This is a genomic window from Streptomyces sp. MCA2 (assembly GCF_023544705.1).
GTDB classification, from domain to species: domain Bacteria; phylum Actinomycetota; class Actinomycetes; order Streptomycetales; family Streptomycetaceae; genus Streptomyces; species Streptomyces decoyicus.
Genome location: NZ_JAMJFM010000021.1, coordinates 1 through 14,428 on the forward strand (window position 1 = coordinate 1; position 14,428 = coordinate 14,428).

Genomic DNA, 14,428 nt, shown 5'->3' on the forward strand with positions numbered 1-14,428 from the left:
CCCGCCCCCCACACCCCTGTTCCGTCGTACCGGGGCCGGGGCAGGGGCTCAGTGGTCGGAGTAGCGGAAGTCGCCCACCGTCCAGGCGCCCACATCCTCGATCGCCACGCGGTACATCCCGCCGGTCTCGGGAAGGCCGATGCTTCCCTGGAGGATCCTCGCCACGTGGAAGTGCAGATGCGTGGGTGGACCGCTCCGGCCGGGCGAGCGGGAATCCGGGCCGGCCGAGGAGAAGAGCGCGGAGAACGGGCCCAGCCGCTCCGACTCCTGCAAGACCTCGGCCACGCGTTGCCGCCACACGCCCTCGGGCGCCAACCGTCCGGTGAGGACAGCGCCTTGGACAACAACAGTGAGAGACATCTGATTGCTCTGCTCCGACTCCACCATGGTGGCGATGTCGACAAGCAGCGCGTCGGGCTTCGACATGGGAGCAGACTTTACTGCCGCGACCGGTCCTCGGCACCACACCCGGCAGCGAACAGGCGCCCCGTAACGCTCTCCTGACACCCGTACGGCTCTCGCACGGGTCCCGGTGCCCTCGCCCCACCCCACGCTACGGCGTGACCGCCGTGCGCCGCCGCCCAGTTGGCCCGGCCGGACCACTCACAGCGGGCCACCCCTGCACTTCCTCGTCGCCCGCAGGACACCCGGCAGGCAACCAGGGCGAGCAGCCGACGAGCCGCGGGCCGGGTCCCTCTTTCGGGTGCCCGGCCCGCGCGGCCTTCACGAACGGTTACGGCGAAAGCCTCGAAGCTGTTGTGGCGGTGCGGCGCACGGCGCTCACGCTCAAGGGTTCTGCGGGTCGACCCCGGTGTGCGCTTCGGCGTCCCTGCCCCCGCTGGGCCGGCGTGAAGGCCCCTTCGGGCCCATGTCCCGCATGCCCTTCTCATCGGTCTCGGCGGCGTGCTTTTCGCCGCTGCGCGTCTCGCTCTTCACCTCGCTCGCCGGCGGCACCTTCTCCTGCCGCTCGGCCGACTCCTTGCTGCTGTCCTTCTCCGGCGCGTAGCGCTCGGGATGGAACGACCTGTGCGCACTCTCGTTCTTCTGCTGCTCGGTCTGGTCGACATCGGGCGACCAGCCGTGCTGCTCCGATCCCTTGTGCGTGCTGGGGCCCTCGCCCATCTTCGGGTGCGAAGACTTCCGGTCCTTTGTCATGTCTGCTCCCTTGTCGGCCCCACCGAGCGGGTGGCGCCGGCTTGCGCCCTCCGCGAGGTTTCCGACAAACCTGCGCAGTGGGCGGCAAGCCCTCGCTTCCTGCACGCCTCCGACCCATGCGCCATGCCCATGCCGCCATGACCCATGGGCCGAAGACTCCCCCACGTCCAGCCTGCGGGCCGACGGGATCATCCGCATCTCAGCCCCGGTGCAGCAGGGGCCGGTCGGGCATCGACCCGTTGTCCACCGTCCCTCTCCGGACGCGGAACGCAGCCCCCCCGTCACGTTTCGTTACGGCGGGGCTTGCCTTGCCGGGACTTTCCTCGTCGGGTCTCCCTTGCCGGGGCTTCCTCGCCGGGGGCCTCCCTCGCCGCGCGCGGTGCGGCTGCCGGGCGGGTTCCGGCCTTCGGGAGCCTCTTGTCGCTCCTCGCGGCGCGTGGAAAGCTGCCGCGATGAGTACTGATCTTGTCCGCTGGCCGACGATCGCCGCCCAGGGTTTTCCCTTCCCTGACGCCGTACCGGCTTCCCGGCTCCGGGACGAGCTGTCGGCCATGCTGGTGTCTCCCGACCCCGAGGTCCGTGACGCGCAGGCCTATACCGCCGCCGCGCGCTGGATACGGGAAGGGCACCTCGACGAGGTCCTGGAGGACCTCGGTGACACTGCCGCGGAGCGATTCACCCATCCGGAGATTCAGGCCCGCACCTTCGCCCCGCTCGTTCTCCGGTGTGTGCTGACGCGGGGGCACGCCGTCCCCGACGCCGTCCCGGCCGCCGCCGCGGAGCGCTGGTACGCCGCGTTCTCCGCCTGGTACCCGTCCGAACGCGACACCCGCGGCTGGGACGACTCGCTGGGCTGGCTCCACGCCGTCGCCCATGGCGCCGACGCGGCCGCGGCCTTCGCCCGGGTGCTGCCCGCCCGCCGCGTCGCACTGCTGGAGCTGTGTGCCCACCGGATGACGGCCGCAGACGCGGACTACCGCTATGCACAGCTGGAGGATGCGCGCCTGGCCCATGCGGTCAGCCGCATCCTGCTCGCTCCCGGCATGACGGCCGAGCAGGCCACCGGCTGGCTGAACGTGGTGGCGGATGCCCTCGACGGTGGAGGTCCCGGCCCCGTCCCGCCCTGGGCCTTCAACACCTTCGCCACGCTCCAGTCCCTGCATCTCCATCTGACCCGCGGCCTGGCCGACGGAGGCGCGCCGCCGCACGCGTCGGTCGTTGCCGCACGCGTCGCCGCCCTCCTCCGCCTGCCGTACAGCTGGCTCGCCTGACACCTGACGACAGCCGACCGCTCACCGCGTGCTCGTACGCCCGTAGGTGAGCAGCGGCGGGGCCGGCATCGGTCCGTGCCCGCTGCCCGCGGGGCCCAGGCACGGACGTAGGCGAGGATCTAGGCGCGGACCCGCACGACGATCTCCTGGACCGAGTTGCGCGAGCCCGGTCCAGGCTGCACGCGGCCCGCGCGGTCATGGGCCCGGCATCTGATCCGGTGCTGCCCGGGTGCGAACCGCCGGGACAGGGTGAAGCGCTGCCAGGTGGGTTCCGGCCCCCGTGCATCGAGCCGGGCGGTCTCCCACGGGCCCTCGTCCACGGCGATCTCCACGGCGACGACCTCGGTCACGCTCCACGCCCGGCCACGCACCTCCAGCACCCCCGCCGCCAGGTCATCCTCTTCGCGTGGTGCGACTAGGACGCTGTTGACATCCACTTCCCGGACCGGTTGCGGGCGCTCGCTGCCGGGCTGCCGCCGGTTGTAGAGCTGGGTGGTGAAGAGGTGATCGGGCCTGGTGTCCGAGACGACGATGCGGCGGAGCCATTTCACCGAATTGGTGCCGAACATCCGCGGCACCACGGCGCGCACCGGGAAGCCGTGTACCGGCTCCAGCGGTGCGCCGTTCATCGCGTAGGCGAGCAGGACGTCACGGTAGGCGGTCTCCAGTGGCAGGTCCTTGAGGTATCTGACATCGGGTGTGCCGCGGAAGGTGCCGTGGTCCACGCCCTCGAACCAGAGGTGCGCGGCGTCGGCGTGCGGCGCCGCGTCGTCCAGCAGGCGCGCGAGGGGGACGCCGAACCATCGCACGTTCGCCACCGCGCGCACCGGGACATCAGGGGCGAACGGGCTGCCGAAACATTCGTGGAAGGCGGTGAGGCGCGTCGCGGGGAGTGCGTGCAGCGCTTCCAGGTCCAGTCGCAGCGGATGTGCGACGAGTCCTTCCACCGTCAGGGACCAGGTCGCGGCGTCCACCTGTGGCACGCCCACGTGCGTTCTGGTGAATACCTCTCCGGTGGGAGTGACGAAGTCCGGGTCCGCTGCTCGCATGGGTGTCCTCACGTGGTGGTGCGCCGGCCACGGAACGGCGCAACGTGCCGGTACGCAGAGCCGTCCCCCTTACTGCCGTCGATCCTCAACTGCCGTGTCGTCCAAGGCAATTCCTTATCGGCCTGGGCTGCCCGCGCAGAGGGTCAGGCCTGGCCGGGGTGCGGCGCCGGTGGCGAGGCGCGGACGTGCATCCGCTCGCCCTGTGCCCCGAAGAGGCTGAGGAACTCGACGGGATGCGGGCCTGCATTGGCGAAGCCGTGCGGGATGTGGGTGTCGAATTCGGCGGCCTCCCCTGAGGTGAGAACGAGATCGTGCTCACCGAGTGCCAGCCACAGCCGGCCGGAAAGGACGTAGAGCCACTCATAGCCCTCGTGGGTACGCAACTCGGGGCGCGTGCCGGTGACTTTCTTGGCGGGGAGGATCTGCTTGTAGGCGTGCAGGCCGCCGAGGTGCCGGGTCAGCGGCACAAAGGTCTGCCCGTCGCGGGTGAAGGGGCGCGGATGGACACGGGGGTCGCCGGTGGCCGGTGCCCCGACCAGCTCGTCCAGCTGCACCCCATGGGCCTTGGCCAGCGGAAGCAGGAGTTCGAGGGTCGGTTTGCGCTGCCCGGACTCCAGACGCGAGAGGGTGCTGAGCGAGATGCCGGTGACCTCGCTCAGCTGCGCCAGGGTCGCTCCGCGCTGTCGCCGCAGCGCCCGCAGCCGCGGGCCGACCGCGTTCAGCACGCCGGGAATGTCATCGTCCGCCATGGCTCTATTTGCCGTCCTGGCAACAGCTTTTGTCAAGCGGGCCGGGGCGGGCCTTCGCTCTCCGGACTCCGATGAGCCGCGGCCCGGCTCTCCCTAGGGAAATACGCAGTACGGCACCTCTGAACCCGGCCGAGAGATCACCCGATCGGCGCATCTCACCGACCACTCACCGATATCCGTAAGTCACTGTGGACCTCAGGGCAACCACCCCCGGCAGTCCGTCGGCCGAACGGGGCAGAAAAGGACCTCCCTACCTCCGGGTCGACGGTGACCGGAAATAAATGAGCGCCTTTCCGGCTGACGGCTGGCACCTGGTACGACCGCATGCGGGCGCTTGGTTCTTCACTTCGCAGGCGGTGAATCCGCTCGTCACACCTCACTTCGGGAGCTCACCATGAAATCCGGCTCTAAAGTCTGGAACTGTCCATTCGACTATGCCGAGGGCCTGGAATTCGATCCGACTCTCAAGCGCCTGCTGACCGAAGAACCGGTCGCCCGTATCCGGCTGCCCCACGGGGAAGGCGAGGCATGGCTCGTCACCAAGTACGACGACGTACGCACGGTGACGACGGACCGGCGCTTCAGCCGCAGCGCCGTCATCGGCCGGGACTTCCCCCGCATGACCCCCGAGCCGATCGTCCAGGACGAGGCGATCAACGTGATGGACCCGCCCGCCAGCAGCCGCTTGCGGAGCCTGGTCTCCAAGGCGTTCGCCCCGCGGCACGTGGAGCGGATGCGGACCCGCACCCAGCATGTCGTGGACGAACTGCTGGACCGGATGACCGAGCACGGCTCTCCCGCCGACCTGATGGAGAGCCTGGCGTCCCCCCTGCCGCTGACCACGATCTGCGAGGTCCTCGACATCCCCGAGTCCGACCGCGCCCAGCTGCGCGGGCACGCCCGGACGATGATGAACGTCACCGTCGAGAACCGGGACCGCGCCGTGCAGGCCAAGGCCGATATGCGCGGCTACTTCAAGACGCTGACGGCGAAGCGTCGCCAGCACCCGGGCGACGACCTGATCAGCGCCCTGGCCACCGCTCGCGACGGCGACGAGATCCTCAACGACCAGGAACTCACCGTCATGGCCATGGTCCTGCTCATCACCGGCCAGGACACCACCACCTACGAGATCGGCAACCTCGCCTACACGCTGCTCACTCGGCCCAAGGACCTCGCGATGCTGCGTTCCCGCCCCGAGATGCTCCCGCAGGCGATGGAGGAAATGCTGCGGTTCATCCCCTTCCGCAAGGGCGTCGGCATCCCCCGAGTCGCCACCGAGGACGTGGAGTTGAGCGGGGTGTTGATCCGGGCCGGGGACATCGTGCACGTCTCCTATCTGACGGCCAACCGGGACAGCCGGAAGTTCGACCGGCCCGACGAGCTGGACCTGGAGCGCGAGGACCGGACCTCGCACATGACCTTCGGCTGGGGCGGACACCACTGCCTGGGTGCCCCGCTCGCCTTCACGGAGCTGGAAGTCGCCCTCGGAACCCTCCTGGAGCGCTTCCCGGACCTGAAGCTGGCACAGCCGGCCGAGGAGATCCGCTGGAACACCAACTCGATCTGGCGCTATCCCCTGGAGCTGCCCGTCACGTGGTGACCGTGGGTCACGGCAGCAACATGCCGATTGCACCTGCCTGGCGTACGGTTACTACTCGGAAAGATCGTTCCACCAGCACGGGGAGAGTTCATTCTTCGACGGCTGGCCCGCTCGATTCCCTCCCGTAGTCGTCAATTTCGGGCCGCCGGATCCGCTCCTGGTTTCCTTTCCCGCTCTGATCGGGCGAGTGACCTCGACGGATACCGTCGGCCGATAACGACTCGAATTTCAGAACAGGGAATTCACTGGGCGGGCCACAGTCTGCAAGGAGTGCATCCCATGGCGGTTCTGTGCAAACCTGCAATCGCGGTCCCTGAATACGTCATCACCCAGGACGACACCCTCGAACTCGCGCGACGGCTGCACAAGGATCATTCGCAGCTGAGACTGATACTGCGGCTGATCGAGAACACGGGTGTACTCAAACGACATCTGATACAGCCGATCGACAAGGTGCTCAAGCATCCGGGGCTGGACGCCCGTAGCGCGGTCTACGAGGAGGAGTCCAAGGCCCGCGTCCCCGCCGTGGTCCGCAAGGCGCTCGACCAGGCCGAACTGGAACCCCGGCAGATCGACCTCATCGTCTACGTCTCCTGCACCGGATTCATGATGCCGGCACTGACCGCCTGGCTCATCAACACCCTGGGCTTCCGGTCGGAGACACGGCAGATACCGATAGCCCAGCTCGGCTGCGCCGCGGGGGGCGCCGCGATCAACCGGGCACACGACTTCTGCCGGGCGTACCCCGAAGCCAACGTGCTGATCGTCGCGTGTGAGTTCTGCTCGCTGTGCTACCAGCCCACGGACCTGGGTGTGGGGTCGCTGCTGTCGAACGGTCTCTTCGGTGACGCGGTGGCCTCCGCCGTGGTCCGCGGCAGCGGCGGCACCGGTGTCCAGCTGGAACGCAACAGCTCGTACCTCATCCCGAACACGGAGGACTGGATCTCCTACGCGATCCGGTCCACGGGCTTCCACTTCCAGTTGGACAAGCGCGTCCCCGGGACCATGGAACCGCTCGCCCCCGCCCTGCGCGCCGTCGCCGAGCAGCACCACTGGGACGCGGGCCAACTGGACTTCTACATCGTCCACGCGGGCGGTCCGCGCATCCTGGACGACCTGTGCCGCTTCCTCGACGTGCCTCCGGAGGCCTTCCGGTTCAGCCGCGCGACACTGACCGAGTACGGCAACATCGCCAGTGCGGTGGTGCTCGACGCGCTGGCGCGCATGTTCGACGAAGCGTCGGCCCTCGACGGCCAGCGCGGTCTGCTGGCCGGCTTCGGCCCCGGCATCACCGCCGAGATGGCCCTCGGCACCTGGACCTCAACTCCCGTGACAGCGGCCTGACTCGCCCCGCTCGGTGCGTCCGCGGTGAACCGCCGGGCGCACCGAGCGGGGTGCGCTCTCCCGGCAGACCCGGCTGTCGCCACTGGGTCCGGCAGGGCAGACGCGGGGGCCGGTAGGGCCGACGGGGCCAGTAGGGCCGACGAGCTGGCAGGGCCGGCGAGCCGGCAGGGCCACCCGACTGCAACGGCCGGCGGGAACGCGACCGCGGTTGGCGCATACGGTGTATATGCCGTGAAAAGGAATATCTTGACAGATGTGTCGGCACGTTTTATGCACGTTGTATACCGGCGACGCAGACCGGCTCACTCTCCATCACAGCAGGTGAGAGGGCCAACGGGGCGAGACTCGGGGCCACCCGGGCACCCGGTCCGGCCTCCGCCAGGGGGCCTGCGGGCGTGGCGTCGGGTGCCGGTGCCGGGCGGTGCCGCTCCGGGAGTCGGCCGCAAGACGAGGAGAAGACCATGGCACGTGCAGTGGGTATTGACCTTGGTACGACGAACTCGGTGGTCAGCGTGCTGGAGGGCGGTGAGCCCACGGTCATCAGCAACGCCGAGGGCGCCCGGACCACCCCGTCGGTGGTCGGCTTCGCCAAGGGCGGCGATGTGCTGGTGGGTGAGATCGCCAAACGGCAGGCCGTGACCAACGTCGACCGCACCGCGCGGTCGGTCAAGCGTCACATGGGCGAGGCGCAGTGGCGTTTCCCGGAGAGCGGCGACATCGACGGCAAGCAGTACACCGCTCAGGAGATCGCCGCGCGGGTGCTTCAAAAGCTCAAGCGCGATGCCGAGGAATACCTGGGCGAGGATGTGACGGATGCCGTCGTCACCGTTCCTGCGTACTTCAACGACGCCCAGCGCACCGCGACCAAGGAGGCCGGTGAGATCGCCGGCCTGAACGTACTGCGGATCGTCAATGAGCCGACCGCCGCGGCCCTGGCCTACGGCCTCGACAAGGAGAACGACCAGACCATCCTGGTGTTCGACCTCGGCGGTGGCACCTTCGACGTCTCGCTGCTGGACATCGGCGACGGCGTCGTCGAGGTGAAGGCCACCAACGGCGACACCCACCTGGGCGGCGACGACTGGGACCAGCGGATCGTGGACTACCTGACCAAGCAGTTCAAGAACGCCTACGGCATCGACCTGTCCCAGGACAAGATGGCCACCCAGCGCCTGCGCGAGGCCGCGGAGAAGGCGAAGATCGAACTGTCGGCGGCGACCGAGACCACGATCAATCTGCCGTATCTGAGCGCATCGGCCGACGGGCCGCTGCACCTGGACGAGAAGCTCACCCGCTCGCAGTTCGAGCAGCTGACGGCCGACCTCCTGGAGCGGTGCAAGACGCCGTTCCACAACGCGGTGAAGGACGCCGGGATCAAGGTCGCCGACATCGATCATGTGATCCTGGTCGGCGGCTCGACCCGTATGCCCGCGGTGACCGAACTGGTCAAGGAGCTGACCGGCAAGGATCCGCACAAGGGCGTCAACCCGGACGAGGTCGTCGCCGTCGGTGCCGCCCTCCAGGCCGGTGTGCTCAAGGGCGAGGTCAAGGACGTCCTCCTGCTGGACGTCACCCCGCTGTCCCTCGGTATCGAGACCAAGGGCGGCATCATGACCAAGCTCCTCGAACGCAACACCACGATCCCGACCAAGCGCTCCGAGATCTTCACGACGGCCGAGGACAACCAGCCGTCCGTGCAGATCCAGGTCTACCAGGGCGAGCGCGAGATCGCGGCGTACAACAAGAAGCTCGGAATGTTCCAGCTGACCGGTCTGCCGCCGGCCCCGCGCGGGGTCCCGCAGATCGAGGTCTCCTTCGACATCGACGCCAACGGCATCATGCACGTCACGGCCAAGGACCTGGGCACCGGCAAGGAGCAGAAGATGACCGTCACCGGCGGCTCCTCGCTGCCGAAGGACGACATCGACCGGATGGTCCGCGACGCCGAGCACCACGCCGAGGAGGACCGCCGCAGGCGGGAGACCGCGGAGACCCGCAACCAGGCCGAGCAGCTCGTCTACCAGACCGAGAAGTTCCTCAAGGACAACGAGGACAAGGTCCCCGGTGACATCAAGACCGAGGTCGAGACCGCCATCGGCGAGGTGAAGGAGAAGCTCAAGGCCGACTCCGGCGACGGCGGCAACACCGCGGAGCTACGTACCGCCACCGAGAAGCTGGCGACCGTCTCCCAGAAGCTGGGCCAGGCCATGTACGCCGACGCCCAGTCGCAGGCTCAGGCCCAGGGCTCCGACGGGGCCGCCGGCGGCTCCGGCGAGGGCGCGTCGGACACGGCGGCCGGCGATCAGGACGATGTCGTCGATGCGGAGATCGTCGATGACGACAAGCAGGAGGGAGGCGCACGATGAACCGTCCGACCAACGTCCGTGGCCCCGCTCAGCCGCCGCTGGCCATCGTCGGGCACGGTCCGGGGGAAAGCCCCGCCGCGGTCCCGCCCCGCGCCACCCCGGCGGAGGAGGACAGCGAGCAGCGCACGGGACGGCCCTCCGGTGACGACCGGGCCCCGGAGCGGTCGGCCCCGCAGGAAGTGGCGCTGCGCGCCCAGCTCCGGGAGCGTACGGCCGATCTTCAGCGGCTGAAGGCCGAGTACGACAACTACCGCAAGCGGGTCCACCGCGACCGCCTGGCGGTCGGCGAGATCGCCGTGGCCAATGTGCTGAGCCGGCTGCTGCCCGTGCTCGACTCCCTCGCCGAGGCCAGGGAACAGGGCGAGGTCACCGGTGGTTTCCAGCGCGTCGCCGAGGCTCTGCACAACGAACTGGGGGCACTGGGCCTCCAGCCCTTCGGCACGGTGGGCGCCCCCTTCGACCCGCTGATCCATGAGGCCATCACCTACACCCCCGACGACCGGTTGGAGCATGCCACCTGCATCGCGGTCCTCCGCCAGGGCTACCGCGTCGGCGACCGTCTGCTGCGCCCCGCCCAGGTGATCGTCGCCGGCGAACCGCCCGCCGGCCCGTAACAATCCCCCGGACCGGGGCGCCCTGATTCCGTCGTACGCAACTTCATGTCGCCGGCTGCCGTAGCTGTGCCGCTTTCCCCAGCGTCACGGCTCCGCGGCCGGCTTTTCTTGTCATGGTGATGAGGGGCGTCTTGTCATGGTGACGAGTGGCGTCTTGTCACGGTGACGGGAGGCGTCTTGCTGACGGGGCTCGGCCCGTCCTGGGTAATTGCACTCCTGAATCCCCCGCGCTGACGGACACGTCAGTGATTCGCGAGTTGGCCGTGAGCCGATCGTTGAGCTGATCGGTGAGTTGAACTACGGAGATCGCCTTCCGTAAGGCGGAATCACTGCTCATACATGCGACTACGCATACGTTCGAGTCCCGGGGGCACGCGGTCCTCTATCGCCACCGGACATCCACCGTACTTCGACAAAAACCCTACGACGCACGACAGGCGGGATCATGGCGACCGAGGAAAACACGGATCACAAGGAAGCGCACAACGGACGGCCGGAACGGGTCGCCGCGCCCACGGCAATGCGCCACGCCTCCGGGCAACTTGCACAGATGCTCCAATGCGAGCCCGGCTCGGTGTCGGCGCTCAAGGCCACCGATGACGGTTGGTTGGCGGATGTGGAAGTGGTGGAGATCGAAAGGGTCCCGGACACCGCGAGCGTGATGGCTTCCTACCGCGTTTACCTCGATGAACGGGGCCAACTGGTGGGCTATGAGCGCACGCGCCGATATGGGCGCGGCCAGATCGACAGATGATGCGGCCCGGGCTCGGCCGCCCACGTCATCACGCACCCCCATGACCCGCTCCAGTCAACTGGAAGGGATGATCGATCGTGACTGCCATTCAGCAATCCAACGCATCGACCAGCGGAAGTGGTTCGGGAAATCTTTACGATGTCCTCGAGCTGATACTCGACCGAGGGCTTGTCATTGACGCCTTTGTGCGGGTCTCCCTCGTCGGCATCGAAATTCTCAAGATTGACGTACGCGTCGTCGTGGCGAGCGTGGATACCTATCTGCGCTTCGCCGAGGCGTGCAACCGTCTGGACCTGGAATCGGGTCGCAAGGCGCCGAGTCAGCTCACCGACCTGGTCGGGGAGGCAACGGAAAGCGGTGCCAAAGGAAAGTCGAAAGGCGCGCTGACAGGAGCCGTCGAGGCATTCAGCGAATCCCTACAGAAGGGCCAGGAGGGATCCGAGGAGGAGGCGGAAGAGCGTCCGGCACGTAAGTCCGCCGGCTCCACCAACCGTCGCACGGCCCGCCGTCGGGAGGACTGAACCGTGGCAACCTACCTCTACGCCATCACCGGTGCCGACCATCCCTTGCGACTCAACGACGTCGCCGGGGTCGGCAGCCCGGCAGCGCCACTGCGCACCGTCAAGACGAAGGACCTGTGTGCCGTGGTCAGCGACGCGCCGGCAGAGCTACGGGCCAAGCGCCGCGATGTGGTGGCCCACCAGGGCGTTCAGGAACGTCTGCTGGCCGACGGTGCCGCCCTGCCGATGCGCTTCGGACTGGTCGGTCCCGACGACGCACAGGTGGTCTCCGCGCTGGAGGAACACCGCGACACCTACACCCAGCGCCTCGCAGAGGTCGCCGGCTGCCGCGAGTACCACCTCAAGGTGGCACGCGACGAGGACGATCTGCTGCGGGAGATCGTCCAGGAATCCGCCGAGGTGCAACGGCTCAACGAACGCACCCGGCAGAACCCGGACGCGTACGACGACAAGGTGGCCCTGGGCGAGCTGATCTCGCAGGAGGTCCAGGCCCGCCAGGACCGGGCGCGTACGGACATCGTGGCCCTTCTGACTCCGGACGCGGTACGCACCGCGGCCGTCGAACCGACGAAGCGTCATTTCCTCAGCGTGTCGTTCCTCGTGGAGCGGGAGAAGGCCGCGGCCTTCTCCGAGGCGGTCCATGCGGAGGCCGGGAAGCGCGGTGACGCCTACACCTTCGATCTGCACGGCCCGTTGCCGCCGTACAGCTTCGTCTGACCGCGAGCGGAGATCCGTTGTCATGGGCCTCATCACACAGATCCTGACCCTGCCGCTGGCCCCGGTACGGGGCACGGTCTGGGTCCTTGACCAAGTGGTGCTCACCGCCGAGCGCGAGTACTACGACCCGGCGCCGGTCCACGAGGAACTGGCCGCGCTGGAACAGCAGTTGCTGGACGGCACCATCGGGGCCGACGAGTTCGACTCCCGCGAGGACGAGCTCCTGGACCGGCTCGAATGGCTGGAGGCCCAGCAGCGCCGACTACGTACCGACTCCTGATCACGGGGAGAACGAGGTGTACGAGAGATGATGAACAACGCCAAGATAGGTGTGGCCCTCGTAGGGGGCTACCTCCTGGGGCGCACGAAGAAAGCCAAGCTGGCCATCGGGCTGGGCATGTTCCTGGCCGGCAAGAAACTGAACCTGGACCCCAGGCAACTGGGCACGCTGGTGGCCAACTCACCGGTTCTCGCCCCCCTCAACGACCAGGTGCGCAAGGAGCTGGTGGACGCCACGAAGTCGGCCGCCGGTGCCGCGCTCACCCAGCGGATGAACGGTCTCGCCGACTCCCTGCACGAGCGGACCCTGGCCCTCGACGAGGGCGGGACGGACGGTGCCGGACACGCGGCGGATGATGCGGATCCGGAGCCCGAGGACGAGCCGCGGGACGACGCCGAGGACATCGACGACGCCTCGGACGCCCCGGACGCGGAGAGCGAGAAGCCCGCCCCGCGCCGTAAGACACCTGCCAAGTCGTCCGCGAACTCGGCCACGAAAACGGCCACGAAGACCGCCACGAAGTCGGCGTCGGCCAAGAAGTCGACGGCCACCGACCGGTCGTCCACGCCGCGGCGCTCGGCGTCGAGCGCCTCCAAGACTTCGGGTAAGGCCGCGTCCGCGTCCTCCCGCGGACGCACCTCCACCGCCCCGGGGCGGAAGGCCGCCTCCGGTGCCCGCAACAAGGCATCGAGCAAGGCTTCCGGCGCGGCGCGCACGGTTGCCGACCGTGGAGGCAGCAATGGCTGAGTCCACCTTCAGCAAGATCAAGGACGAGGTGACCAAGAGCCCGGCGGCCGACCAGCTCAAGGAAGAACTTCAGCACTACCTCCAGGCCCGGGCGGAACACGCGGTCACCCAACTCGGCCACAAGCTGGGCGAGAGCGTCGGCAAGCTCGCCGAACCCGGCCAGGGTCCCGGCGGCCTGGTGAGCAGTCTGGCGAAGGGCGGCAAGGCCCTCGGCGAGGGCAAGTCGCCGCAGCAGGCGGCGCTGACGGTGGGCGCATCCCACCTCAAGGACACCGTCAAGGACAAGGTGAAGAGCCTGTTCGGCAAGGGCCGCAAGGGCGGCGGCGGCAAGTCCAAGAGCGTGACGATCGTCGAGGACATCGATGTGGGTGTCCCCGTACGCGAGGCGTACGACCAGTGGACGCAGTTCCAGGAATTCAGCACCTTCGCCAAGGGCGTCGTCAGTGTCGAGAAATCCGATGACACCAGCAGCAACTGGAAGGTGAAGGTCGCCAAGTCCACGCGCAGTTGGCGGGCCAATGTCACCGAGCAGGTGCCCGACGAGCGGATCACCTGGACCACCGAAGGCGCGAAGGGCACGGTCAAGGGCGTGGTGACCTTCCACCGCCTCACCGACAACCTGACGCGGGTGCTGCTGGTTCTTGAGTACTTCCCCAAGGGCCTGTTCGAGAAGACGGGCAACATCTGGCGCGCCCAGGGCCGCCGGGCCCGGCTGGACCTCAAGCTCTACCGCAAATTCATCATGATGCGCGGCGAGGCCACCGATGGCTGGCGCGGTGAGATCCAGGACGGCGAGGTCGTGGTCGCGCACGATGACGCCGTCGCGGCGGAGGAGGAGGACCGGGAGGAAAACGAGCGCGGCTCCGACGAGGTGCGCCCCGGAGACGATGAGGCCGACGAGGATGCCGACGCTGAGGACGAGGACCTCGATGACCTCGATGGCGAGGAAGACGCCGAGGACGTTGAGGGCGTTGACGACGCCGAGGACGAGGGCGTGGACCACCACGACGTAGACGATCACGACGTCGACGACCACGACGTGGACGACGACCACGACGACCTCGCGGCGGAATCCGATGCCGACGAGGACGACCTCGAGGAGCCCGTCGACGAGGACGACGACCGCGGGGAGCCGCTCGACGAGGACGACGAACCGGCGCACGAACCGGCGGACGCACGGGACCCGTACGACGAGGACGAGCCGCCGGCACCCCGCCGGGGCCGCCGTACCGCCGTTGCCCGCTGACCCGTCCCGACC

Annotated in this window: 15 protein-coding genes; 11 read left to right on the forward strand and 4 right to left on the reverse strand. The window is 68.4% G+C overall.

Annotation, left to right across the window (positions count from 1 at the left end; all coding sequences use genetic code 11):
- Nucleotides 1-48: 48 nt before the first annotated feature.
- Both M8I34_RS18975 and M8I34_RS18980 read right to left on the reverse strand, forming a co-directional pair.
- On the reverse strand, nt 49-426 hold the full coding sequence (locus M8I34_RS18975) for a hypothetical protein (RefSeq protein ID WP_244416547.1): 378 nt from the start codon (nt 424-426) through the stop codon (nt 49-51).
- Nucleotides 427-786: 360 nt separating this feature from the next.
- Nucleotides 787-1,155: a hypothetical protein gene (locus tag M8I34_RS18980; RefSeq protein ID WP_250050617.1), complete on the reverse strand. Its 369-nt coding sequence runs from the start codon at nt 1,153-1,155 to the stop codon at nt 787-789.
- A 452-nt stretch (nt 1,156-1,607) separates the two neighbouring features.
- Here M8I34_RS18980 and M8I34_RS18985 point away from each other — a divergent pair, with 452 nt between their 5' ends.
- Nucleotides 1,608-2,426, forward strand: a complete 819-nt coding sequence (locus M8I34_RS18985) for a DUF2785 domain-containing protein (protein WP_250050618.1) — start codon at nt 1,608-1,610, stop codon at nt 2,424-2,426.
- Nucleotides 2,427-2,545: 119 nt separating this feature from the next.
- Here the strand turns inward: M8I34_RS18985 and M8I34_RS18990 are convergent, their stop codons facing one another.
- On the reverse strand, nt 2,546-3,415 hold the full coding sequence (locus tag M8I34_RS18990) for a molybdopterin-dependent oxidoreductase (RefSeq protein ID WP_250050619.1): 870 nt from the start codon (nt 3,413-3,415) through the stop codon (nt 2,546-2,548).
- 203 nt (nt 3,416-3,618) lie between these two features.
- Complete coding sequence (locus tag M8I34_RS18995; protein ID WP_250050620.1) at nt 3,619-4,224, reverse strand: helix-turn-helix domain-containing protein; 606 nt, start codon at nt 4,222-4,224, stop codon at nt 3,619-3,621.
- A gap of 394 nt (nt 4,225-4,618) precedes the next feature.
- Here M8I34_RS18995 and M8I34_RS19000 point away from each other — a divergent pair, with 394 nt between their 5' ends.
- The 10 genes from M8I34_RS19000 to M8I34_RS19045 all read left to right on the forward strand — a co-directional run bounded on the left by M8I34_RS19000 (nt 4,619) and on the right by M8I34_RS19045 (nt 14,416).
- The gene (locus M8I34_RS19000; RefSeq protein ID WP_244416542.1) at nt 4,619-5,827 is read left to right on the forward strand and encodes a cytochrome P450; all 1,209 of its coding nucleotides are present in this window, start codon (nt 4,619-4,621) and stop codon (nt 5,825-5,827) included.
- A 279-nt stretch (nt 5,828-6,106) separates the two neighbouring features.
- Complete coding sequence (locus M8I34_RS19005; protein WP_250050621.1) at nt 6,107-7,171, forward strand: type III polyketide synthase; 1,065 nt, start codon at nt 6,107-6,109, stop codon at nt 7,169-7,171.
- 461 nt (nt 7,172-7,632) lie between these two features.
- Nucleotides 7,633-9,537: a molecular chaperone DnaK gene (gene dnaK, locus M8I34_RS19010; protein ID WP_250050622.1), complete on the forward strand. Its 1,905-nt coding sequence runs from the start codon at nt 7,633-7,635 to the stop codon at nt 9,535-9,537.
- Nucleotides 9,534-10,151: a nucleotide exchange factor GrpE gene (gene grpE, locus M8I34_RS19015; RefSeq protein ID WP_250050623.1), complete on the forward strand. Its 618-nt coding sequence runs from the start codon at nt 9,534-9,536 to the stop codon at nt 10,149-10,151. Before dnaK ends, grpE begins: the two co-directional genes overlap by 4 nt.
- A gap of 445 nt (nt 10,152-10,596) precedes the next feature.
- Nucleotides 10,597-10,905: a gas vesicle protein gene (locus M8I34_RS19020; protein ID WP_250050624.1), complete on the forward strand. Its 309-nt coding sequence runs from the start codon at nt 10,597-10,599 to the stop codon at nt 10,903-10,905.
- A 77-nt stretch (nt 10,906-10,982) separates the two neighbouring features.
- Complete coding sequence (locus M8I34_RS19025; protein ID WP_051817742.1) at nt 10,983-11,426, forward strand: gas vesicle structural protein GvpA; 444 nt, start codon at nt 10,983-10,985, stop codon at nt 11,424-11,426.
- Nucleotides 11,427-11,429: 3 nt separating this feature from the next.
- Complete coding sequence (locus M8I34_RS19030) at nt 11,430-12,143, forward strand: GvpL/GvpF family gas vesicle protein (RefSeq protein ID WP_250050625.1); 714 nt, start codon at nt 11,430-11,432, stop codon at nt 12,141-12,143.
- Between the two features lie 22 nt (nt 12,144-12,165).
- Complete coding sequence (locus M8I34_RS19035) at nt 12,166-12,423, forward strand: gas vesicle protein GvpG (protein WP_250050626.1); 258 nt, start codon at nt 12,166-12,168, stop codon at nt 12,421-12,423.
- 27 nt (nt 12,424-12,450) lie between these two features.
- Nucleotides 12,451-13,170: a hypothetical protein gene (locus tag M8I34_RS19040; RefSeq protein WP_250050627.1), complete on the forward strand. Its 720-nt coding sequence runs from the start codon at nt 12,451-12,453 to the stop codon at nt 13,168-13,170.
- Nucleotides 13,163-14,416, forward strand: a complete 1,254-nt coding sequence (locus M8I34_RS19045; protein ID WP_250050628.1) for an SRPBCC family protein — start codon at nt 13,163-13,165, stop codon at nt 14,414-14,416. Before M8I34_RS19040 ends, M8I34_RS19045 begins: the two co-directional genes overlap by 8 nt.
- The last annotated feature ends 12 nt before the right edge of the window (nt 14,417-14,428 follow it).

Bases quoted from the DNA above. Each gene is read 5' to 3' on its own strand.
- M8I34_RS18975 (WP_244416547.1), bottom strand. From the start codon at position 426: ATGTCGAAGCCCGACGCGCTGCTTGTCGACATCGCCACCATGGTGGAG.
- M8I34_RS18980 (WP_250050617.1), bottom strand. From the start codon at position 1,155: ATGACAAAGGACCGGAAGTCTTCGCACCCGAAGATGGGCGAGGGCCCC.
- M8I34_RS18985 (WP_250050618.1), top strand. From the start codon at position 1,608: ATGAGTACTGATCTTGTCCGCTGGCCGACGATCGCCGCCCAGGGTTTT.
- M8I34_RS18995 (WP_250050620.1), bottom strand. From the start codon at position 4,224: ATGGCGGACGATGACATTCCCGGCGTGCTGAACGCGGTCGGCCCGCGG.
- M8I34_RS19000 (WP_244416542.1), top strand. From the start codon at position 4,619: ATGAAATCCGGCTCTAAAGTCTGGAACTGTCCATTCGACTATGCCGAG.
- M8I34_RS19005 (WP_250050621.1), top strand. From the start codon at position 6,107: ATGGCGGTTCTGTGCAAACCTGCAATCGCGGTCCCTGAATACGTCATC.
- dnaK (WP_250050622.1), top strand. From the start codon at position 7,633: ATGGCACGTGCAGTGGGTATTGACCTTGGTACGACGAACTCGGTGGTC.
- grpE (WP_250050623.1), top strand. From the start codon at position 9,534: ATGAACCGTCCGACCAACGTCCGTGGCCCCGCTCAGCCGCCGCTGGCC.
- M8I34_RS19020 (WP_250050624.1), top strand. From the start codon at position 10,597: ATGGCGACCGAGGAAAACACGGATCACAAGGAAGCGCACAACGGACGG.
- M8I34_RS19035 (WP_250050626.1), top strand. From the start codon at position 12,166: ATGGGCCTCATCACACAGATCCTGACCCTGCCGCTGGCCCCGGTACGG.
- M8I34_RS19040 (WP_250050627.1), top strand. From the start codon at position 12,451: ATGATGAACAACGCCAAGATAGGTGTGGCCCTCGTAGGGGGCTACCTC.
- M8I34_RS19045 (WP_250050628.1), top strand. From the start codon at position 13,163: ATGGCTGAGTCCACCTTCAGCAAGATCAAGGACGAGGTGACCAAGAGC.